The sequence below is a fragment of the Mesorhizobium sp. M2A.F.Ca.ET.042.01.1.1 genome (assembly GCF_003997405.1).
Lineage (GTDB): Bacteria > Pseudomonadota > Alphaproteobacteria > Rhizobiales > Rhizobiaceae > Mesorhizobium.
In genome coordinates this window covers 14,504-36,690 of record NZ_RZRX01000031.1, presented here as the reverse complement: position 1 = coordinate 36,690, position 22,187 = coordinate 14,504, and the positions used below count along the sequence as shown (strand labels likewise).

Sequence of the window (22,187 nt, the reverse complement as noted above, 5' to 3'; positions counted from 1 at the left end):
CCGCTGGGTCAGCATCGTTCCAACACGCACGTATTCAGCAGTCAGGTCAATGCCCGTTGCGCGGCATCCACATTCGGAGGCGAGATATCGGGCGACGCCACCGAGGCCGCAACCCACATCAAGGACGTGCGCATTACTTGGCAGGCTCATCATTCCGATCACGTGTTGCGTCGCTGCCCGTCCACCCATGTGGAACTCGTCAACAGGAGCAAGATCGATCGGAGACAGCGTGTTCAGTTTGCCGGAACGCTTGAGCGCGTCGAGGATCAGTGTTTCAAGGCCATCGACGGTATAATGATCAGCAACGGCAGTTTCATCGACCCCGGTCACCTCTCCACCCTCCCAACTTTCCCAGCCTGCTTTGCAGCGTGGACGGCAGTATCGCATCACTATCCGAGAGTACCCGCGGTGTCATTGCACCAGCCTTACGCGACACCTTCAGCGGGCGTATGAGCTATCATATTCGGTAACGATAAGGTGCGCTGGCGTTCAATGGGACAAGCCCCCTATCTCAACGATTATCCGAGAAGTGGGGGAAAGTACTCATTATCACATTGAGATTTTCTACGGCCCGCAGATCTCGCTTCGCACAGTTGACTCATTGCGGCGTACGAAAGCCTCGTCCTTCACGATTACCGATTTTTGCTTTAATCTCGGAGCTGCCAATCGGCGCGTGCAGCCATTCTTCAGCAGGCTCGGTGTCCGCGATGCTCCCGCTGGACGAGACATCCTTCGAGACGGCTTTGGACGAACGCGTCCAGGGTATGCTTGACGCTTGCACGCGATGCGGCAAGTGCGTTGAGGTTTGTCCAAGCGTGGCGCCCGCCGGCATCCTGGAGGCGAAGTCCGAAGACCTAATCGGTGGTATCCTCGATCTTATCCGCACCGGCAACGGTCCGGAGACGTCGCGCAAATGGGCAGCCTCCTGCATGCTCAGCGGAGAATGCATCAAGGCGTGCGACTACGGCGTCAATCCGCGCTTTCTCCTTACGATGGCGCGGCTTAGCGTTGCGAAGTCCGACAAGGAGCTTGCTGAACGACGCCGGCAAGGCGTGGAGAGATACCGCGAGGTCAGCCGCGGCGTGACGATGCTGTCGCGCCTGCAACTCGATACGGAGGTCCTGGAACGGCTGGGTCAAAAATCAGCGTCAGTCTCCATGTCAGCCGAGCCGGCGGACTTTGTGTTTTACACTGGCTGCAACGTGCTCAAGACGCCGCATATTGCCTTGCTTGCCCTCGATATCATGGATGTGCTTGGCATCAGGTACCAGGTCATGGGTGGACCCAGCCATTGTTGCGGCATTTCGCAACTCAAGTCCGGCGACGCCGAGATGACCGGTCGCATGGGGTCGAGCTCGATGGAGAAGCTATCGCACTCCAGGTTGGGACAGGTGATCACTTGGTGTCCGACTTGCTTCGTCCAGTTCACAGAAAACATCCTGCCGACCGTGGAACGACAGCGCGGCTCCCGACCGTTCGAGATGAGCCCGTTCATGAGGTTCCTCGGCGACCGGCTGGCGCAGTTGAAGCCGCACCTACAGCACAGGGTCGACATTCGCGTCGCGCTGCACAAGCATCCTGGCGTAGCCGGCGTCGTCGAGGCTGCCACCGAAATCCTGAAGATGGTCCCGGGCGTTGAGCTTATCGATCTGCATCAGCCAGCGGTGGGTCTGCAGAGTGTGCATGTCGGTGTTCTTCCAAAGTTCAAGCGTGATCTGCAGCTAAGGGAACTTGAAGCGGCACGTGACGCGGGTGTTGATGCTTTGGTTGCGGTTTATCATTCCGATCATCGCGAACTGTGTGCGCACGAGCGCGATTGGCCATTCCGCATCATCAACATCCTAGAAGTGGTTGGTGAAAGCATGGGATTGCACCACCATGATCGCTACAAGCAACTCAAGGTCATGCAGGACGCCGATCAGATCGTCGCAGAATGTAGCGATCTGATCGTAAGGCACTCTCTTGATCCCCATGATGCTCGTGACGTCGTAGTCAGGGTGCTGCTTGGAGACCAGCCGCTTCCACTGGGGGGTGGTCGCGAGCGAGGTGCGAGTACCTTGGCGGAGTAGGAATTGACGCTTCTAGTTCCATTGATGGAACACGCCGCGGGATCGCCGAAGCAAGATTTGTGTCAACATCTAAACTCGACACGGCTTTCGGTCGTAGTTTGTTATCGCCTGTTGTCCTAAAGTTCACGCACTGCGGGCGAATTGATCGATCTTGATTGATCGGCCCCGTCCACCGATGATTACAATTCAAAAGAATTTTGCATGAGTTCTTTGTCGTTAGTGACGTTGTTCCCGTGCCTGGGAGTTGCAGTTTCGGCACTGCTCTTGAGGCAGCGGCTTCGCAGGTGGATTCCTTTTGTCATCGCCTCCTTGTCGGTTCTGGCGGGCGCGATTTATTTGCGGGCTGGCGTGCTTGCCAGCTGCCAGATAGCCGAGAGTGAGTGCCTTGGCGCCATCGCAACCACTTGGATCATCGCGATAATTTGGGCTCTGTTCGGGATAGTTTTCCTAGCCTGCTTCGCTTCCTCTATGAGACGATTGCCGTAGCCGTTTTCATCCGCTGAGCGGCAGAACGCATCCCGCTGAGGGTTCAATCGTTGGACGCAGCGTTCGGCTGCGTGTTGTGGTTGATCGCGGGTCCGGATCGAGATCGGCCTGACGTCGATTTCAATTCTTTTCGAGGACATATCTTAGGATTGCGGCCACGCCAAAGACGATCGCCGGAAACAGGATAGCGACTACAATCGGTGGACGCGTTCCGGTCGGCGCGAGAGCCATGGGGCGCAAGCGTGCCCTGGCGGCCAACAGTTGATCTTTCCTGTTGCTATCGGGGACAGGGGCTCGCCCATTCCGGCCTCGCTCTCCTGGAACTACATGGGTAACGCGCTTTTAAAGCTCGCGCGTCGCTACGGGCGACAGTGGGTTGAGATGGTAGCGAATAGCGGGCTACCGGCAATACACCTCTGCAACCTATTTCGTCCGTTGACCGGACTTCGCAAGCAGGCCCGACAGGCTCAAAATCCTGTCCCCGCAACCAATTTTATCATAAATCGATTACCGTCCCGGTCTAACCGGGGCGGTTTTTGCGTTTGCGGCGGGAAGGTCTGAAATTGGGCCGTTAAAACCGAGTCGCTGTGGAGGTCCGTGGCGACACGGGGGGCCTATGCTAGCCGAAGACCCGAAGCTAAAACAGCGACCGCAGGAAGAGTCCTGCACGAAGAATCGAAGGGTCGCATGGCGCGGAGTAAACCGGCAACGTTGAAGGATGTAGCGGCACTTGCCAATGTATCGCGCGCAACCGCGGCCCGCGCCCTGAACAGCTATGGCTATGTTGGCGACGAGACCGCCCAGAAAGTGCAGGCGGCGGCCGGAAAGCTCGGCTATCGGGGCAATCGCCTTGCACAGGCCTTGCGCAACGGGCAGCTGCCGATCGTCGGCTGCATTCTCGGCGACATCCAGAATCCGTTCTTCGCGCGCATCGCACATGACATCGAGGTGCTTGCCCGCGAGTGCGGGTATAATCTCGTCATCGGCAGTAGCGAGGAGGAGCTGGGGCAGGAAGTGTCGCTCCTGGCGAGCCTCCGGTCGCTCTCCATACGAGGCTTCATCGTTGCACCCACATCAGCCGAGAACAACGCGCATCTGCAAAGCCTGATCGCGGAAAACGTGCCGCTGATCCTGATCGACCGTGTCGCAGAGGGCGTCGACTGCGACAGCGTCGTTGTCGACAACGAGGGAGGAGCCCGCAAGGCGGTCGAATATCTGATCGCCATGGGCCACCGCCGTATCGGGCTGCTGCAGGACGACATGCGTATCTTCACCTCACGGGAACGCATGAGCGGCTACCAGACGGCGCTTGGCACCGCCGGGATCGCGCCCGACGAACGTATGATCGCGGTCTCGCAATCGACGGTGGAGCATGCCGTCGACGCCACAATACGCCTCTTCAGCCAGAAGATGCCGCCGACGGCGCTTTTCACGGTCGACAGCCTTATGACGCAGGGGGCGCTTCTCGCTTTCCGTTCGATGGGGCTTTCCATTCCCCACAACGTCTCGCTGATCGGCTTCGACGATTTCAACCTGGCGACTTTCACCGATCCGCAGATCACCGTCGTCTCGCAGCCGGTCTCAGAAATCGGACGCGCGGCGGCCCGGCTTCTGTTCGACAGGCTTTCCGGAAAAACCGATGCGCCGCGGAAAGTCCGCTTTGAAACCAAGCTGATCATTCGCGGGTCCGTAAGCCGGCGCGGCTGAACCGCGAAAACGCCCGGCCAGATTTTTTTGAAACTCCACTTGCCAGCATCGAGTTCTCATGCGTTAAATGCGTGTGAGATCGATCTCACATCTCAAGATCATTGCGTGAAGACGCCCGCTTGGTTCGGGACCAGGACGGAACGCAAAACGGGAAGGTTCAAATGCTCAACTTCGATAGGGATCGCTTTGTGAAGATCCAAAGCGGCGCGGTTGCAATGGCCAAGGACGTACGTGTCCTGATGCGCGATCTGCTGGACGGCGGTCTGCAACGCATCTTCTTCATGGGAACCGGCGGCGTGCAGTTTCTGACCCTGCCCGCCATCGAGCTTGCGCGCAACACGACGCTTTTCCCGGTTGCCGCGGCCTATTCCGCGCAGGTCGTGCTGGAGCCCCCGGCGGGTCTCGACGAGAAGGCGCTGGTCGTTCTGCCCTCGCTGTCCGGCACCACCAAAGAAAGCGTGCAGCTCCTCGCCTTCCTGAAGGAGCGTGGCGTCAAGACGCTGTCGCTCACCGGCCACAAGGATACGCCGCTCGGCCGCGACGCCGACTACAACTTCACCAACTTTGCCGAGGACGATACATCTTCGGAGTCCTTCTACCTCCAGACCCTTCTCATCGTCCTCGCCCTGCTGGCCGAACGCGGCGAATATGCCGATTTCGATGCGACGGTGGCCGAGCTGGCGCTGCTGCCGAAGCTGCTGGTTTCGGTGAAGGAAGGCTATGAGGCCGAGGCCGCCGCCCTCGCCAAGGAAATCAAGGACGAGACCTACCACATCTTCACGGGCGCCGGTTCCGTCTGGCCGGAAGCCCACTACTACGGCATGTGCATCCTCGAGGAGATGCAGTGGATCCGCACCCGCCCGGTGCAGGCATCCGACTTCTTCCACGGCACGCTCGAACTGGTGGAGCCGGGCGTCAGCCTCTTCGTCTTCAAGGGCGAGGATGCATTCCGGCCGCTGTCTGACCGGGTGGAGAACTTCGCCAAGCGCTACACGAGCAAGGTGCGCGTCCTCGATGCAGCTTCCGCCAGCCTGCCGGGTATCTCGGCCAAAACGCGCGGCCTCATCTCACCGATCATCCTCGCAACCATGCTCGAGCGCCTCAGCGCCCATCTGGAGGTGCTGCGCGACCATCCGCTGACCACGCGCCGCTATTACAAGCGCGTCGAATATTGAGCTTTGCGGTCCGGCGGAGCCGCCGGACCGCACGCCTGCCTTGCATGCCTAAAGAGACAAAAACAACAGAGAGGAACTGCGACATGAAAGCCAATATGTTCTTGAGCACGCCCAGCCTCGCCGCAATCACTGCCGCCGCGTTTGTAATCGGCGGCATCAGTGCCGCAGCGGCTGGCGGCGCGGCCGTGGCTGATCCCAATGCGAAGGTTGACTATTCCGGCACGGTCAGCGTCCTGACGAAATTCGGCTTGCAGCAGCTTTCTCCTTTCTTCGTCGATGCCGCGAAGAAATATGAGGGGCTTCATCCCGGCGTGAAGGTGGAGCTCATCCAGGAGAGCGACGACAGCGTAAAGGGCAAGACCAAGGCGCTCGTCGCCTCTAATTCTCTGCCGGACGTCTACTTCACTTGGACAGGTAGCTGGGGCGAGAACTTCGTGCGCGGCAAGCGCGCGGTCGATCTAACCCCCGTTATTGGGCCGGACACAGAATGGGGCAAGACGCTCGCGACCGCCGCCGTCTCCGCCTTCCAGTACAATGGCAAGCTCTACGGCATTCCGCTTTATCTCGACGCCAAGTTCATGGGCTACAACAAGAGCCTGTTCAAGAAGGCCGGTATTGCCGAGCCCAAGACCTTCGATGACTTGCTGAGCGCCTGCGCGGCCCTCAAGAAGACCGGCGTCACGCCGATCTCCTTCGGCAACAAGGAAGGCTGGCCAGGGGTGCATTATGCGGGCCAGCTCCTTGCTTACAATGTGCCGCAGGCGACCCTCGAGAAGGACTTCGTTCCGGCCACGGCCGAATATACCGATCCGGGCTATGTTGAGAGCCTGAATCAGTACAAGCAGATCATCGATGAATGCTCGGACGGATCCGGCACCAACGGCTCCTCCTATGCCTCGGCCTTGCAGCAGTTCAGCAACGGCAAGTCCGCCATGTATTATCAGGAGATCATCGAGTTCGATCAGTCGACGGCCGAGGGTGCGCTGAAGCGCGAGGATTTCGGTTTCTTCAAGTTGCCGGTCCCGAAGGATGCCAAGGGCGACGTCAAAGCCATCGAAGGCGCGCCGGAAGGCTACATGATCAACGCGGCCTCGAAGAACGTCCCTCTGGCGATCGATTTCATGCGCTTCGTAACCTCGCCCGAAAATGGTAAGATCCTGTCGGCGCCGCCTTACGGCCAGCCGAGCGCGACGGTCGGCGGCTATTCGGCGGAGAGCATGAACCCGACCGTTGTCGACGGCCTGAAGGTGATCGCTGATTCCTCCTACCTCATGCCTTGGCTCGATACCGCGAACCCGCCGCGCGTGGCGGCCGCCTGGCTCTCCGGCCTGCAGGCGCTGATCGGCGGCTCGATGACCCCGGAACAGGTCATGGAGCGGGTGAAAGAAGCGGCGGCTTCATCCAAATAGGGCCGGCCAGCGATGACCGTCATGAAGCCTGGGCACAGCGGTGAAGCCGTCAAAATCGGCTTTGCCGGGTCGAGCCGGTTCGACAGGAACTGGCTCGGCCCCCTGGCCGCGGTTTGGTCGTTCAGGTGGATCCTGATCGCCTTTGTGCTGATCCTCTGGTTCGTCTACTATCCAATCATCGACAACTTCGTCGTCAGCACGAAGAACCAGGACATCTTCACCGGCGAAACCGCTTTCGTTGGACTGGAAAACTATCGTCGCCTGCAGGCTGATCCGGTGGTCTGGACGTCGATCGTCAACAACACGCTCTATGCCGTCATCTCGGTAGTCTTCCAGGTCTTCGGCGCCTTCGTGCTGGCGGCGTTGATCGAAGGACTCGCCGGGGAAAGATGGCGTCGCTTCTGGCGGGCCGTCTATTTCGTGCCCTCGGCCATCTCGATCACCGTTACCGGCCTTCTCTTCTACTTCATCTATCAGCCTGACATAGGCCTTCTGGATTCGGCGCTGACGCAGATCGGGCTGGCGGGATGGTCGCGCGCCTGGCTCGGCGAGGAACAGACCGCCATCTATGCCATCATCGCCATGAGCCAATGGCAGGGGTTCGGCTATTCCACCTTGTTGTTCGCCATCGCCATCCAGAAGATACCGCGCGATCTCTACGACGCAGCGATCATGGACGGGGCCGGAACCTGGCGACGCCTGTGGAGCATCACCTTTCCGCTGACGCGGGAAATGACGGGCCTGATGGTGATCATCACCATCACTGGCGCCTTCCAGGTCTTCAACGAGGTCATGGTGATGACCGCCGGCGGGCCCAATAACAGCAGCCAGGTCCTCGGGACGTGGCTCTATCAGCAAGGTTTCATCGAAAACGACTTCGGCTACGGCGCGGCGATCGCATCGGTCATCTTCGTCATCACCCTCATGACCGGCTTCGCACAGCTTTGGTACACAAAGAGGCGGAGGGTCGAGCTGTGAGCCACTCCTACCAACCGCGCCAGGCGGAGCGCACGGACTCCATCGCGGTGCTGGCGAAGGTCTGCCTCGTCACCTTCCTCACCAGCCTGGGCATCGTCGTGCTCTATCCGCTGTTCTGGATGGCCCTGAACGGCTTCAAGACCAACGCGGAGATCTTCGGCAATCCGTTCGCGCTGCCGACCGGCCTCAGCCTCACCAACTACATCGCCGCGTGGAACCAGGGCATTCGCAACTACATCGCGACGAGCATCATCGTCACGCTCGGATCGGCCGCGTGCACCGTGCTGGTCAGCGCATGGACCGCCTACGGCCTGACCCGCTCGAAGCTGCCGGGCAAACCGTTCTTCGTCGGCATCGTGCTTGGCGGCCTGATGCTGAGCCCGACGGTCGCCGTCATTCCGCTGGTGCGCATGATGCAGGACCTGGGCCTCTACAACACCTATTGGGCGCTGATTATCCTTTACACCGCCTTCCGCATCCCCTTCACGACCTTCCTGATCCGGGCCTACATGCTCGGCCTGCCGCGCGATCTCGATGAAGCTGCCATCATGGATGGCGCCAGCGAAGGCCAGATATTCTGGAAGGTGACGCTGCCGCTGTGCAAGCCGATCCTGGTGTCCTGCGTCATCCTGCACGTGCTCTTTGCCTGGAACGAGTATCTCTTCGCGATGATCTTCACCAGTGGCGCGGACCTTCAGACGCTGCCCGTCGGCCTAACCTCCATCATGGCGAAGCACGGCACGAACTATGCCGTCGTCTTCGCCGCCATGACGCTCTCGGCGCTCCCCATCGTCATGGTCTTCTTCGCGGCTCAGCGTTTCTTCATCCGCGGGCTGGCTGAGGGCATCGGAAAATAGGGCAAGGTCCATGTTGAAACGCAAACAGCTTATCGGTGCGAATTTCTCCTTTCAGCACCATCCCTTGCGCTGGACCGCCGAAAAGCTCAGCACCATGGGATTCGACCGGATGGAATTCTGGGGCGTCGCCCCGCATCTCGACCTCTTCCACGACAACCGCGCGCGGCTCGCTGAGGTAAAGTCGATCCTCGACGACAACGGCCTGAGCGTTCGCTGCTTCACGCCGGAGCAGGTTCTCTATCCGATCAACATCGCGTCCGGCGACAGCGCCTATCGGGAGGCCAGCGTTGAGCGCTTCATGCGTGCGGCCGATATCAGCGCGGAACTCGGCGCGAGATATCTTTTCCTGACGCCGGGCCGCGGCTTCGAATGCGAAAGCAGGGAAACCGCCTGGGCGCATTCGGTCGCATCGATCAACCGCATCGCGGCGCATGCGCGGTCGCTCGGCGTTTCCTGCCTTCTGGAGCCGTTGCAGCGCCTCGAAAGCAACATCGTCACCAATGCGGATCAGCTCCACGCCTTCTGGCGCGCCCTCGACGGCGACGATGTCGACGTGGTTCTCGATCTCGTTGCCATGGCGACAGCGGGCGACAGCGTCGGCGGTTATTTCGAGCGGTTCGGAGAGCGTATCGCGCATGTCCATGTCGTCGACGGGACGCCCGCAGGGCACCTTGCCTGGGGCGACGGCAACCTGCCGCTCGCCCACCATCTCGGGCAGCTCGGAGCACAGGGCTTTGCCGGCACGCTGACCTTCGAGCCCTTCGGCAACGGATCCTATGCGCTCGACCCCGTCTCCGCCTGGCGGCGATGCCTGGACGCGATCGCGCCTCATCTCGATCAGGCGGACGAAGAATGACGAGAGCCAATCCCAACCTGATCGCTGTTGGCGACAATTGCCTCGACGTCTACCTGACCAAAGGTTTCGTCACCGTGGGCGGCAACGCGCTCAATGTCGCCGTGCAATGGCGACGGCACGGGTTGAACGCCCGCTATTTCGGGGCGCTGGGGCAGGACACGGAAGCCGACATCATGTTGGAGGCCATCGAGGAGGCGGGGCTCGACAGGAGCGACGTAGAAATACGTCCCGGCTCCTCCGCCGTGACCCTGCTTGCCGACGATGCCGGCGAACGGCGCTTCCTTCTTGAATCGCTTGGCGTGGGAGAGGATTACGTTCCAAGCCCCAAACGCTACGAGATGCTACGGCAGGCCGATTGGGTGCATCTCGGTACGAATTCCAGCGAAAAGCTCGTCCGCAGGCTCGTCGCGGATGGCATGCCCTTCAGCATCGATGTTTCCACCCGGCATTTCGAGCTTTCGCTGGAAGGCGTGCCGCTGGTCTTCGCCTCCGGCCCGGACGATCCGACCGAGGACGTCGAACCGCTGATCGCGGGGTTGAGGGACGCGGGCGCGCGCCAGATCGTGATCACCTGCGGCAAGCGCGGCTCCTTCTATGATGATGGGGGCAGCGTCACCCAGGCGGGTTCGGTGCCGGTCGCCGTTGTCGACACCTGCGGCGCGGGGGACAGCTTCATCGCGACCTTCATCACATCGCGCTTTCTCTCGGACCAATCGGGCAGAGCCGCTCTCGAGCTCGCCGCCGAAAGGGCATCGGAAACCTGCACCCACCTAGGAGGCTTCCCGCAGCCCATCCGGGCGGTCCCGCAATGGCTGCTCGCCAAATATGACGATGTCATCCGCGGCACGCAGAGGACCGGAACATGAATACCATCACGATGCGGCCACCGGTCGTGGCGGCGAAGGCCGATCGCTCCTACTGGCTGCGCAGCATAGAGGCCGACACCGGTACCCCGCCTTTGCAGGGTGCGGCGGACTGCGATGTGGCGATCGTCGGCGGCGGGTATGCCGGCCTGTGGACGGCCTTGCGGATCAAGGAACAGTCGCCTGAAACGCGCGTCACAGTGCTCGAGGCCGATTTCTGCGGCTCCGGCGCCTCGGGCCGCAATGGCGGCCAGGTTCATAGCTGGTTCGCCGAGATCGACATTCTGCGCGCGCTCGTCGGCGAGGACGATGCGCTTATGCTGTGCCGCGCGACCGCTGACGCCATTGAGGAGCTGAACGGTCTTCAGATCTCCGGCACCGTCGACATGGGGCTAAGGCTCGACGGCTGGCTGTGGACGGCGAGTTCGATCGCGCAGGAAGGAGCCTGGGCCGCCGCCCGCGACATCTGTCTCGCGCTTGGCGAAGAGCGCTTCCAGCCGCTTCAGCGCGCGGACATTCTGCGCCGCACCGGCTCGGACGCCTCCTATGTCGGTATCGTCGAGGAGAGGGCAGGGACCGTGCAGCCCGCGAAGCTCGCCATCGGCCTGCGCCAGCTTGCCATTGAAAGGGGCATTGCCATCCACGAGCGGAGCCCGGTCGTCGAAATCGCGCCCGGCTTGCGGTCGCAATTGCGCACGGCCGGCGGCGTGCTTTCCGCCGGCAAGGTGGTGCTCGCTGCCAATGCCTGGCTTTCAGCCATTCCGGAACTGCATCCGTATCTCTATGTGGTGAGCAGCCAGGTCATCGCGACCGCGCCTGCGCCCGACGTTCTCGAGCGGATCGGCTGGACGGACGGCGCCTCGATCTGCGACGCACAGCACCATGTGCTCTACTACCAGCGCACATCGGAAGGCACAGTCATCTTCGGGCGGGGCACGGGCGGCATCGCCTATGGCGACCGTATAGATGACCGGTTCAACCGCGGCGGCGACGGAGGCGCGGACAACATCCGGGAACTGCACCGGGTCTACCCCCAGCTCAAGGACGTGCCGGTGCTTTGCGACTGGAGCGGTCCGATCGATTGCACGGCGGAACACCTGCCTGTCTTCGGACATCTGAAGGACCACGCGAACATCTTCTACGCGATGGGTTTCAACGGCACGGGGATCGCGCAGACCCCTGTCGCCGGCCGCATCATGGCAAGCCTCGTCCTCGGGCGTGATGATGCGTGGAGCCGGTGCGGGCTGGTCGGCATCGGCAAGCGCACGCGGCTTCCGCCCGAACCCCTGCGCTATCTCGGCGCGCGGGTCGTGCGCCGCGCCATCCGGCGAAAGAACGACCTCGAAATTCTCAACAGGAGGCCGGACGCAGTGACGCGATTTCTGGCCGGGCTCGCTCCCTGACTTTGCATGCCTCCGAAATCAAACCAATGGAATGGGAACGATGGCCAATTTATCGCTGAGAAACATTCGCAAGGTTTATGGCGATCTGGAGGTCCTGCACGGTATCGACCTTGAGATTAAGTCGGGGGAACTCATCGTCTTCGTCGGCCCGTCGGGCTGCGGGAAATCCACATTGCTGCGCTCGATCGCAGGCCTCGAGACGATCACCTCGGGCGAACTCGTCATTGATGGCGAGCGAATGAATGCCGTCGCGCCCTCGAAGCGTGGCATCTCCATGGTTTTCCAGTCCTATGCGCTCTATCCGCACATGACGGTCTACGAGAACATGGCCTTCGGGCTGCGCATAGCCGGAATGACCAAGGCCGAGATCGATGAGCGGGTGCGCAAGGCCGCCGAAATCCTTCAACTCGACAAATATCTCGAGCGCCTGCCGAAGGCGCTTTCCGGCGGCCAACGGCAGCGCGTGGCGATCGGCCGCGCCATCGTGCGCAATCCGCGTGTCTTCCTGTTCGACGAGCCGCTCTCAAACCTCGACGCCGCGCTACGCGTCGCCACCCGCATCGAGATCGCCAAGCTGAAGCAGAGCATGCCCGACGTGACAATGATCTACGTCACCCACGACCAGGTCGAGGCGATGACGCTGGCGGACCGGATCGTCGTGTTCAAGGATGGCAATATCGAGCAACTGGGCACGCCGACCGATCTTTACCGCAAGCCGGCGAACCTCTTCGTCGCCCAGTTCATCGGCTCCCCGGCGATGAACATCCTGAAGGGAACAGTCATCGACTGCACCGGGGCATCGGCGCGTTGCCGACTCGACTGCGGCATCACCCTCGACCTCGCGGCGGAACCCGGCAGGCTTTCGAAAGGTGAGGCCGTCAGCATCGGCATCCGCCCGGAAAACCTGCGGATCGGCGAGGGCAAGGGTGCCGATCCGGCATTTGCCGGAACCATCGATCTCGTCGAGCATCTCGGAGAGGTGCAGATCCTCTATGTGGACCTGCCCGGCGTCAGCGAAAAGTTCCTCGTCAAAGTGGATGGGGAGAGTTCCGTGGCACGCTCGCAGAGCATCCATTTCACGGCGCGCCGGCGGGATGTCCATATTTTCGACACCACCGGAAACGTTGTTCGGGTGGGAGCCGGCGCGACAGCCTAACCGACAACTAACTATCCCCGATCGCGCCCGTGCCCAGGCACTTCAGGCGGAATTTCGAACTCGGTTCAGCAAATCAACTTAGCGATAGCCATGGTCGCTACTCGCAGCCCCATTTGCTTCTTCCGCCCAACCCGCGACGCGTGTCCCCGCAACCAATTTTATCATAAATCGATAGCCGTCCAGGTCTGACCCGGGCGGTTTTTTTGCGTTCCGGGCATCCGGCGCCGAGAGAGGCGCTGGGCTAACGTAGGAGTGATAGCACCAGCGAAACCGACGCCCTGGTTGAGCGAAAGTGTTCGTCTGGAATGCGCCCACGTCTAAAAAAGGTCAACGCGTCGTTCAACATCATGAATGCTGAAGGGTATAATGGGTCAGACCACGAGGAGATACCCATGAAAGTCGAAACGAAACTCAGAATTGAACGAGGCGACCTGTGCGTAGCCGACAGGCTGGATGAGGCATTCAAGCTGGTTGCCGGGCATGAGCTACCGGAAGCGGACCAGAAGCCCTTTGGTCGGATAAGAGGCAATGACTTTGGGATGGAGGACGCTGAGCGCGCTGTGGCCATCGTCCGTGGCCGAAGCGCCCAGATGTTGAAGCAGGCAGACACTGCCGATGTCTTTAAGGATCCGACGCTTCAAACTATGTGGGCCGATGGGCAGCGAATGGCGGCGCGGCTTGCTGTGCGGAAGGCAGACGAGTTCATGTCCGCTCTCAGGGACGATGTCGTCGAAGCGACACGTAGCAATGACTAACTCGCCTTTCAAAAGTACTTGGCCCTCGCCTGACGTCTTCGACTTGGCCGGGGGCAATTTACGACCCATCCTAAAGCTCGTCGGCCAGGTCATCCTACCGTGGCTACAACGCTCTCGGCAAATCCGGTCTGCATAGGCATCGCAAGTGGCGAGAATCGGGTATGTCCGCGTTGCTTTCCAATGTCATCGCGACTCCAATCAGCCTTAACTGCATGCCTAGAATTTCGCATACCTCACTGCTCGCCCGTAAGATTTCTGACTTCTGCCGCCTCCGTCTCGACCCGGTGCTCCCGCCACAGGAAAGCGCCCGGGTAAAAGAGTATCTACTTAAGCTGATCGCCCGCTCCGGAATGCCTCCGCGTAAGCCCCGCGGGTATGACTGGGGAGAAATTGGCACTCAATGCGCCCTCGACCACAACGCGATGCGGACCGCCAGGAACGTGATTAAGCACGCGTTGGACGCCATTGTCCGCTATGCGAAAGAGACGCCGAGCCGGGCGATCGTTGGCGCGTCCCGCCGCGCCAACCCTGACCGTCGTCAAGCATTCCGATCGACAGCAGCGGACAGGAACGCATCGACTGCAAGCAGGAAAAGAGAGTTCGCGCCAGCGAAGTGCGAAGGTTCGCCAAACCGAAAGCAACCAGGTATCACACCCCGTGCGATCGAAGAGTTCCCCAAACCTCTTTTCGACGAATTCCTTGACCCACCAACCTTTCAGGAAGCTCTGGAATTCCAAATGCGTCGCCATGGCGACAGCTACTGGCATCTTCATCGCGCGGTTGTTCGAGATGACGAGAACCTCGACCGCTCTACAATTCGTCATTGGCTGCAGGGATCAAAATCGCCGCGTAGCGTAGCAAGCATGGAGGTCCTCGATCGTATTGAGCGTCGATATCGTCTGCCGGCGGGATACCTGAAGTCAAAGCTCCCACATCCGACGCGTTCTGCCTCTGGCCACATTCTCGAAGACGTAGGGTCGGCTGAGCGGCGTCGACTTGCATGGCATTTGCCCGATGATTTCAACGCGCGCCCACGTGAGGAACAGGAAGAGATCTTGGAATGGGTACGGCGCGTGGTCATAAGCGGGTCGACTGACTACCGGCGATTCCAGGCAGCTGCGCTGAAACAGCGCTATGCTATCCGTTTCCCCGGTGTCTCCTATGGCCGGTCAGATGCCGCGAATGATTGCTATCGACACCAGGGCGAACGGCACGAGGATGGTGCTGGATTCGCCGACCCGGACTTGATGTCGGGCGTCATAGACGCACCACCTTTGCTAGCCATGGAAATGGCCGAGTTAATCCGCTTCAAGACTGCGACCCTGACCGCTTTCGGTCTCCAGCGCAACGGTGTCTGGGGCGAGGAGACGGCATCGCAGAAGGTTGAACATCTCGGTTTGATGTTCGGCGCCCTGGCTGCTCATCCGCGCGGGCCTGTGCGCGGCTATGGTGTATCGCCGCAAGATCTAACTTTCGGCCTGCTCGTCTTCCCCTCGGTCTGGGATTGGTATGTGCAATGGCGCGAGAGAAGGCGGGGGTTCTACACTGCGTGGGAAGTGGACATGCTGCGGATTTCCCTCGCACTCACCCGCAACGAAACGGGTTGGCTGAGACAGCATCCTGGCTTGGTATCGAGGGTCCGGCCAATAGCTGGACTGATTTCACAAACTGACATTGATCGTGCTCGCGCTGATTGGGATGACGCCTGCGATATCTACTTCAAGCATGCGTCATCTCGCGTGAAGGAGATTCAGCGTGTTGCGCGAGTGCATCGTGATCCATTTGAACCGATCATGCCGGTGCTCGAGGCGGATAGCCCCGTCGGTGAGTACCGAAAGATCACCGAAGAGGTCCTTCGGCTCATGCCAGATGAACGCATTTATAGGCGGCCCGCTGCGGAAGCCGTCCGTTCATTCCTGATGCTGCGGTTTGGATTGCACCTTGGGTTGCGGCAGAAAAACCTGCGTCAGCTGATGGTCTGTGAACGCGGGAAGCTGCCGCGGTCCGAGCGTCAGCTCGCCGACATGAAGCGCGGTGAGCTGCGCTGGAGTGAACGCGAAAAGGGCTGGGAGGTGCTGATCCCATCAGTCGCATTTAAGAATGCCAACTCATCCTATTTCGGAAGCAAGCCATTTCGCCTGATCCTGCCCAATCTCGGCGGCCTTTATGAGTACATCGAAGCGTACATCGATCGCCATAGGAGGGTGCTGCTCGGAGGGGCTGAAGATCCCGGCACCTTTTTCATCAAAACGGTGAAGGCGACGAGCCGTGAGGCCGCGTACGATCAAAACACGTTCTACGAAGCTTGGCGTCTAACCATCCAGCGATATGGCATCTACAACCCCTATACTCAGCGCGGCGCCATTCCCGGACTTCTTCCTCACGGTCCGCACAATGTTCGTGACGTGCTTGCAACACACATCCTGAAGCAGACCGGCTCGTACGAACAGGCAAGCTACGCCATCCAGGACACACCCGACATGGTGGCTCATCACTACGGCCGTTTCCTGCCACAGGACAAAGCTGCACTTGCCGCGCGCATTTTGAACCAAGTCTGGCAGGCAGCGTAGCCGACTGTTCGGGGCAGATCTAATCTATGAAACGTCGTCGGAGTCTTAGAAGGAAACTCGGGCGTCTGCGCTGCTTGGCAAGATCGAGGCTATGCCGCGTGCTCGGAGCAGCAGTTTGAGATGGTTGGGTGTCCCCGCAACCAATTTTATCATAAATCAATAACCGTCCCGGTCTAACCGGGGCGGTTTTTGCGTTTGAGGTCGGCATGCGCCGACCGCTCCAATGGTGGGCTGGTTTGTCTAAGGGCGCTGCCCTTGCCCCTGTGATCTAATCCGGTTTGACGTTCGTTTTGGCCCATCGCCGGCCGGACGACCGCGAGCTTCGTGGCGGATCAGGGCGATCGCGCAGGCCAGGGCGCCGATGTCCGGACGACAATTCTGGACCGGGAGAGCTATCTCGTGCTTTGCTAGAAGGCTCTCGACACCCTTTACTACCAACATCTGGCGCCCGACCCAAAACAGGGCGGGGGGTGACGGGTGCTCTTTCTCTCAAGCGATAACCGAGAAGCAAAGGTTCGCGTCGCAGCGGGCTTAACAAAGTAATCGACCTTGGCGACCTGGCGGCAGGTGGCCGTCCGTGTCCACCCTTGACAGCCTGCGAGCGGCGACCTCGACTCGGCGTCCGTCATCATCGCCCGGTTCCCTCGTCGACGACATTAGTCTAGAAAATCTGCTTGGCGATGACCACCCCGCAGTGCCGATGCTCGCGGCTACTTTCCCCGCCACACGACGCTCAGGGCGCGGAAGGTGACAAATACTGCGAACACGGTTAACAGCACCATGGCTACCGGCTGGACGACTGGAAAGATGGTTGTCGCATCTTTGCAAGCATCTGGCCCGACCACTTCGCCGGCCAGCCGATAATAGTCGCCGAAGATGCGTCCGAAAGTGGCATCTGCTGGAAAGTGGAAGAAATCATGTGCGCCAACGGCAAGGGGAGACCAGTTGTCCTGGGTTACTTCACTGCAAAGCTTGCCTTCGCCCAGGAACACCCGCCAGAAATGGCCCAACGCAAAAAGTGGCAGGATCGAGAAGAAGAAATAGGCAAGAAGCTGGGCCTTTCGCCCAAGGCCTAGCGACGGTGAAGCATCCCAGAGCCGGAACGGATATCGTTCAAGCCAGGTCGGACCCGAGCGACTAGCGTGCTCGCGCATGACCGCTGCGTTGAGGATGAGCAAGATCGACAGGATCAGGATCCCCCACATCGCAACGATCGAGTCCAGCAGGCCCGGCACGAACGAAAAGCCGACGACGACACTGAGCTTGGGATCGATGTCTGAACCTTGTGTCTGGCCGTGCGCGACAAGGGCGAAGAGATTTGTCGCAAGTGCGAGTGTCAGCCAGAGCTTCTGCGTCGTCGCAAGCGTCATTCCATTGATCGCAGGATCATCGCTCGCATTCGTCATAGGTGCACCAGGCTTCGAGTTCATCTGCGTTCTCCCCTCACAGGTTGAGCAATAGTCCAGCTACCGCCGGTAAAGTGCCTTCGACAACGAGACTTGGTTTGCCGCCGACGGAGACGAAGCTGGCGGTCGAAAGGGCTACGCCGAGGGCCTGTACTGCGGGCGGCAGTGGCAATCCTGCACCGGGCGCTGAAAGGGCCTCGTTCAGTAGCGCGCCCAACTTATCCCTCACCAAGTCATCGAGATTTAACGCCTCGGCGGCGTGCCGCGTTATATCGTTCGAGATGTTGAACTCGGTGATACGCCCCGTAAGCGCGATACGGTTGTCCGCCACTGTGGGGACAAAGTAGGCCACAACGCTGCCATTGGAGCTTGGGACGAATCCAGGGCGCACATGAAAATGCACCTTGGCGCGGAGCGCCGGACTTTCGATCGAAAGCAGGGTGCCGTTGTGCGTCAGCTTGCCGTCAAGGTCGATATGGCGCTTTGTCCAGGCAGCTCCGATCAAGGTATTCACCTTGGCCACAAAGTCGGACAGGTCAATCGTCAACGCGACGGCGACGGGCTGCGCGGGATCATTCCGGCTGGCGGAGATGCCTACTGGGAAATTGATCTCGATGCCTTCGATGGTTTTGGAAACGACGACAGCTGGGAGCTCGACCTCTTTGGCGTATCCCGGCAACAGACCAACGATCATCCAAAGGCATGCAGTGATTAGTCTAACGCCCATTCCCGCACCCCTAGTGCTTTGTCCTGGCACTATCGCCGCTAATTGCCCAGACGTCCGATCGGTCTCAACGCTGCCTAGCCGAATGCTATCCAATCTGCCGCATAGACACTGCCCTTGATCCTGCTCTTGTCAGGCCGGTCGTAGACAATGAGGTGACCGGGCTTCCCATTTCGCTCGACAAAGCACAGACCTTCGGGTTTTTCATTGCCGATCGGCCAATCGTATAACTTCTCGGGATGCTGGATCAGCGGGGTCGCTTCCGGCTTCCAGCGGTAGAGATGAAACGGCCCTATGGCATCGCCCACCGGGCCGGCGATGATCAAAATAGCGCTTCCATTTCGGCCAAGGTCACGAATAGCCAGGCCCCCGAGATCGAGAAAGGAAAGCCTGTAGCTCATTACCTTCAGGTCCTTATCGAGCCTGAGGTGAACGACCACGGCGCTGCTGTCGAGGCGGGGACCTCGAAGGCCCAAAAGCACCTCATCCTCGGTCACTATCAGACCTTCGATATCAAGGCCGTTTTCTTTGCTCGGCAGATCGAGGAACGGCTTGAGATAAGCATCGCGGGCCAGCGCGCCACGAATGGAACCCGCCCCCGTTGTCGGCGCGACTCTCACCTCGCCCAGGCGCGATGCATCGTCCGTGAAGGTGATGCGCGCCAGCAGGTGGCGGCTCGGCCGGGCGTGGATTTTTGATCGAAGCAGGTCTTTGTCGTCATCGTCGGAAGTCATACGGACATGGCAATGCGAGCCGCAAAGCCAGAGCGCCCCTTGTGCGACATCGACCGCTTCCAGGTCGAGTTCGGCACCGCCCTTGCTTTCTCGGGCGCCGGGCCAACGGGCGATAAAGTCGTCAATTCGATACTGGCGAGCCAGCACATATCCGGCCTTATGTGCCGCCAGGCATTCGAACGTGCGCCCTTCGTCCGAAACGGTCCAGAGCAGCCTTCCGTCGGCTGCCAATCCGGAGAGATTATGCAGCAAATCTTTCGAAGCGGCTGCCGCATAGTCAAGTCTTACGCGCCGTGCAGCTTTCTTCGCCATCGCGCCCCTTCAGTTCTGAAATGGAATGGTGCGGCCAGGTTGCTGCGCCTGTTCCTTGGTATAGGATACGCCATGAACCTTGATGCCCCGATCATCGAGCAAGGTGATGATGCCCCCTTTGTTCGAAAGCGCCACCGGCGCTGCGATATCGACGACCCGCGTTGCGCCAGCCTCGATCGTGCCCACCAGCTTCCTACGCTGCTTCTGCTTGTTGGCGATCGCCCAGCCCTCGAGATTGACGGAGACATCGGCTGTGTTGAGCAAGGTAACCGTCTCGTGCTCCGGCGTTTTTGTGTCGTTGACATAGGCGGCGATGATCCGCACCAAACCATCAGGTACCTCGAATGTTGGGATTTGATCCCGCTCGATTGGCGTATGTGGCTCGGTCGGGTGCTCCGGGTCGGGCGTCAAGATGGCGTTTCCCGTCACGTCATCGGTATGCCAGGCCTGCGTCTGAAACTTCATGAAAATTCCCATCCACTGCCCCTCGTCGGGGAAGTTGAACAGCAGCGCGCCATCCTGGTAGACGCCATTGTCCTTTTGAAACTGACCTGGGGGGTTGCCCTGGTTCATGTGGATGTCGTGGATGCCCTGGCCAGGCTTGAAGCCGAAGAACTTGTCGGCGGTGGAGGGCTCGGGTCCCCCGCGCGCCGAAGGCATAGACCATGGCGTTCTCATCGGACATGGCGCGCTGCACAAAGGCGTCGATCTTCTCGTTCAAATCGTTGTCGGGTCCCGCCGCGTCAAAAGGCAACGGCTGGAATTCCCACGGCTGGCCGATGTTGCCCCGGATAAAGTCGATCGCCATGCCGCCCGGGGCGGATGGCAGCGTGTGTAATCCTGGCTCCAGTCCGGCAAGTCCGTCGGTAATTGGATATTCGAGCGGCGCGCGGATGAGGAACGCGACCTCGCTGCCGTCGCCCGACTCGACATTGATAGCAATTCGATATTGCTCGCCATTGGCGGATATCAGCACCTGGTAGTGTTTGTTTTTCTTCGTCCCAACCGGTTGTTGGTCGGGCGGCCCTTCAGTACAGCGTAAGGTATCGGCATCGAACATCCTCCACGTTTCGCCATCAGGAAATTCGACCGCATCACGACTGTTTGGGGGCGGGTTCCTGGCCGTCGCCCCGCGTCGGGCCTACTGATCGAGAACTGTATATTCGAAGTAGAGATCGGTCGCGGTCACGTTGGCGATGAATTTCTGCCAATCGGCTTTGACGGCTCCATTTGGCAGCGCCGGGTCGAAATCGGTGTCCGACTTGAACAACCGGCCACCTGTCTTTACCTTGAGCGCGTCTTGGATGGCCTTAAGTGGATGCTCCCAGGGTGGATCGTTCTTGGTCATCGCCCAGTCGGTGTTGGCAGGGATTACGGCGACGAATTCTCGGGCAAACGCGCCCTGAGCCATCCAGTCGAGATTGGCATAGTCGCTATCGGCTCGGCCCTTGAGCGTGGCATTGTGGCTGCCATGGTGGCCGACCTTATAGAACACTGTGCGAGCCAAGAGATCCTTCACCGTCACGGTTCTGGCCGCGGTCTGTCCCTGGGCTGGGACCTTGAACGGTGTATTGGCCCATGACATCCAGGAACCATATTGGGCATCGCCCGGAAACAGGAGCACCTTACGGCTGTTGGTCAGTTCGATGGCAACGACCAAGCTTGAATTGTTGAGTTCGGTGTTGATCTTGTCGGCGAACCATCCTGCGGCCGCGAGCCATTCGACATTGACGCTTCGCCACTCTTCGCCTTTAGGCGGGGCGAAATGGGCAAAGAAGGCTGCGATCTCATCGGTCCAGCCAGCGCCTCCCTGAACCAGCTTCAAGCCTGTCGCGAACGGATCATGGCTTTCGGCATCTTCGCCCAGAAAGCCAGGATCTGCCCCCAGGAACAATCCTTCCAGTCCACCCTGAAAGCCAAAGGTGAGGCCGTGGCCGGGCGCGGTTCGTTCATACATGCGCGCCTGTCCGGCCGCATCGCTGGCATTGGGCTCGTCCTCGTTGAGCCGGTCATCGCGCGGCGGCCCCAGCGGATAGACCGTGACGCCGCTTACCCCTTTCAGGGTGAACGGGGGTTCGTGTGGCGAAAAATAGCGTGGCTTGTCGACTTTGCCGGTCACATAATCCATCGACTTGGCGACGCTGAGCCCGGCAACGACGGCTGCGCTCCTAGCGGCACCGAACAGGCTGCCGTCCGTCGGCCCAAGAGCCGCTAGAAAATCTGCGTCGGCGCCTTCGAAACCCAGCATAGCGTCAACGAAACTTAGCGTCTTCTGGACATCTTCGACCCCCTCGGCGGCGAGACCAGCCAGCCGCCGACGTGCCGCCAGCAATTGCATGAGCGCCTTGATCTTCATCTGCCGCAATTGCTGCGCCTCGGTGTCTTCAGGATTGGCGGTCCAGCCTAGAATGACTTCCTCGAACTCGATGTTATCGAACATCGTCTTTCCGCCGAGCTTGGCGATGAACATGTTGGTGTGATCCTGGTGCTCGTGGGTGATCAGCACCGCATGGATGTGTCCGCCTGTCGCAGCCCGGATATCGGCGATAACGTCTTCGATGGTGGCCTTGATCTCAGAACCCGGCTTCAGTCCACAATCGATCAGCAGATAAAACGGTTGGCCACTGTCGTCCCGCATGGCCAAGAGAAAGCAGTCGCCATGCCCTTGACGATACATGCGGACGGTCACCCCACTTGAGGGCGCTTGCATTTGCGGTGCTGGCATCG

At 60.1% G+C, this 22,187-nt stretch carries 18 protein-coding genes and 2 pseudogenes; 12 read left to right on the top strand and 8 right to left on the bottom strand.

Annotation, left to right across the window (positions count from 1 at the left end; all coding sequences use genetic code 11):
• On the bottom strand, positions 1-330 hold a 330-nt coding region (locus EOA23_RS36355), incomplete at its 3' end, for a methyltransferase domain-containing protein (RefSeq protein ID WP_189341533.1).
• A 377-nt stretch (positions 331-707) separates the two neighbouring features.
• Between EOA23_RS36355 and EOA23_RS07345 the strand changes: the two genes are divergently transcribed.
• The 12 genes from EOA23_RS07345 to EOA23_RS07290 all read left to right on the top strand — a co-directional run bounded on the left by EOA23_RS07345 (position 708) and on the right by EOA23_RS07290 (position 16,284).
• Positions 708-2,069 (top strand): (Fe-S)-binding protein, encoded by a 1,362-nt coding sequence (locus tag EOA23_RS07345; RefSeq protein ID WP_127303415.1) that lies wholly within the window; start codon positions 708-710, stop codon positions 2,067-2,069.
• 1,173 nt (positions 2,070-3,242) lie between these two features.
• Positions 3,243-4,262, top strand: a complete 1,020-nt coding sequence (locus EOA23_RS07340; RefSeq protein WP_127303414.1) for a LacI family DNA-binding transcriptional regulator — start codon at positions 3,243-3,245, stop codon at positions 4,260-4,262.
• A 161-nt stretch (positions 4,263-4,423) separates the two neighbouring features.
• On the top strand, positions 4,424-5,437 hold the full coding sequence (locus EOA23_RS07335; protein WP_127303413.1) for an SIS domain-containing protein: 1,014 nt from the start codon (positions 4,424-4,426) through the stop codon (positions 5,435-5,437).
• An 83-nt stretch (positions 5,438-5,520) separates the two neighbouring features.
• A complete protein-coding gene (locus EOA23_RS07330; RefSeq protein ID WP_127303412.1) occupies positions 5,521-6,846 on the top strand; it encodes an extracellular solute-binding protein in 1,326 nt (441 codons plus the stop codon).
• A gap of 21 nt (positions 6,847-6,867) precedes the next feature.
• Complete coding sequence (locus EOA23_RS07325) at positions 6,868-7,824, top strand: sugar ABC transporter permease (RefSeq protein WP_245474053.1); 957 nt, start codon at positions 6,868-6,870, stop codon at positions 7,822-7,824.
• Positions 7,821-8,681 (top strand): carbohydrate ABC transporter permease, encoded by an 861-nt coding sequence (locus EOA23_RS07320; RefSeq protein WP_127303410.1) that lies wholly within the window; start codon positions 7,821-7,823, stop codon positions 8,679-8,681. The genes EOA23_RS07325 and EOA23_RS07320 overlap by 4 nt, the downstream gene beginning before the upstream one ends.
• A 10-nt stretch (positions 8,682-8,691) precedes the next feature.
• Complete coding sequence (locus EOA23_RS07315) at positions 8,692-9,537, top strand: TIM barrel protein (RefSeq protein WP_127303409.1); 846 nt, start codon at positions 8,692-8,694, stop codon at positions 9,535-9,537.
• Positions 9,534-10,403: a PfkB family carbohydrate kinase gene (locus tag EOA23_RS07310; RefSeq protein ID WP_127303408.1), complete on the top strand. Its 870-nt coding sequence runs from the start codon at positions 9,534-9,536 to the stop codon at positions 10,401-10,403. Before EOA23_RS07315 ends, EOA23_RS07310 begins: the two co-directional genes overlap by 4 nt.
• Positions 10,400-11,803, top strand: a complete 1,404-nt coding sequence (locus EOA23_RS07305) for an FAD-binding oxidoreductase (RefSeq protein ID WP_127303407.1) — start codon at positions 10,400-10,402, stop codon at positions 11,801-11,803. Before EOA23_RS07310 ends, EOA23_RS07305 begins: the two co-directional genes overlap by 4 nt.
• A 40-nt stretch (positions 11,804-11,843) precedes the next feature.
• A complete protein-coding gene (ugpC, locus tag EOA23_RS07300) occupies positions 11,844-12,959 on the top strand; it encodes a sn-glycerol-3-phosphate ABC transporter ATP-binding protein UgpC (protein WP_127303406.1) in 1,116 nt (371 codons plus the stop codon).
• A gap of 392 nt (positions 12,960-13,351) precedes the next feature.
• Entirely contained in the window at positions 13,352-13,714 is a 363-nt protein-coding gene (locus EOA23_RS07295) for a hypothetical protein (protein ID WP_127303405.1), read from the top strand.
• A 212-nt stretch (positions 13,715-13,926) separates the two neighbouring features.
• A complete protein-coding gene (locus EOA23_RS07290; protein ID WP_127303416.1) occupies positions 13,927-16,284 on the top strand; it encodes a hypothetical protein in 2,358 nt (785 codons plus the stop codon).
• A gap of 710 nt (positions 16,285-16,994) precedes the next feature.
• Here EOA23_RS07290 and EOA23_RS07285 read toward each other — a convergent pair.
• From EOA23_RS07285 to EOA23_RS07265, 7 genes and pseudogenes are all read right to left on the bottom strand, one after another.
• Positions 16,995-17,714: a hypothetical protein gene (locus tag EOA23_RS07285; RefSeq protein ID WP_127303404.1), complete on the bottom strand. Its 720-nt coding sequence runs from the start codon at positions 17,712-17,714 to the stop codon at positions 16,995-16,997.
• A 13-nt stretch (positions 17,715-17,727) separates the two neighbouring features.
• A complete protein-coding gene (locus tag EOA23_RS07280) occupies positions 17,728-18,384 on the bottom strand; it encodes a hypothetical protein (RefSeq protein ID WP_127303403.1) in 657 nt (218 codons plus the stop codon).
• 107 nt (positions 18,385-18,491) lie between these two features.
• Complete coding sequence (locus tag EOA23_RS07275) at positions 18,492-19,460, bottom strand: DUF3616 domain-containing protein (RefSeq protein WP_127303402.1); 969 nt, start codon at positions 19,458-19,460, stop codon at positions 18,492-18,494.
• Positions 19,461-19,469: 9 nt separating this feature from the next.
• A complete protein-coding gene (locus EOA23_RS36350; protein ID WP_245474055.1) occupies positions 19,470-19,925 on the bottom strand; it encodes a lamin tail domain-containing protein in 456 nt (151 codons plus the stop codon).
• Positions 19,926-19,943: 18 nt separating this feature from the next.
• Positions 19,944-20,033 (bottom strand): annotated as a pseudogene (locus EOA23_RS36885) (DUF2278 family protein); the annotation flags it as partial.
• Positions 20,034-20,163: 130 nt separating this feature from the next.
• Positions 20,164-20,520 (bottom strand): annotated as a pseudogene (locus EOA23_RS36880) (DUF2278 family protein); the annotation flags it as partial.
• 81 nt (positions 20,521-20,601) lie between these two features.
• Positions 20,602-22,185 carry a hypothetical protein gene (locus tag EOA23_RS07265; RefSeq protein WP_127303401.1) on the bottom strand — a complete coding sequence of 528 codons (1,584 nt, stop codon included), beginning with the start codon at positions 22,183-22,185 and terminating at the stop codon, positions 20,602-20,604.
• Positions 22,186-22,187: the final 2 nt, after the last annotated feature.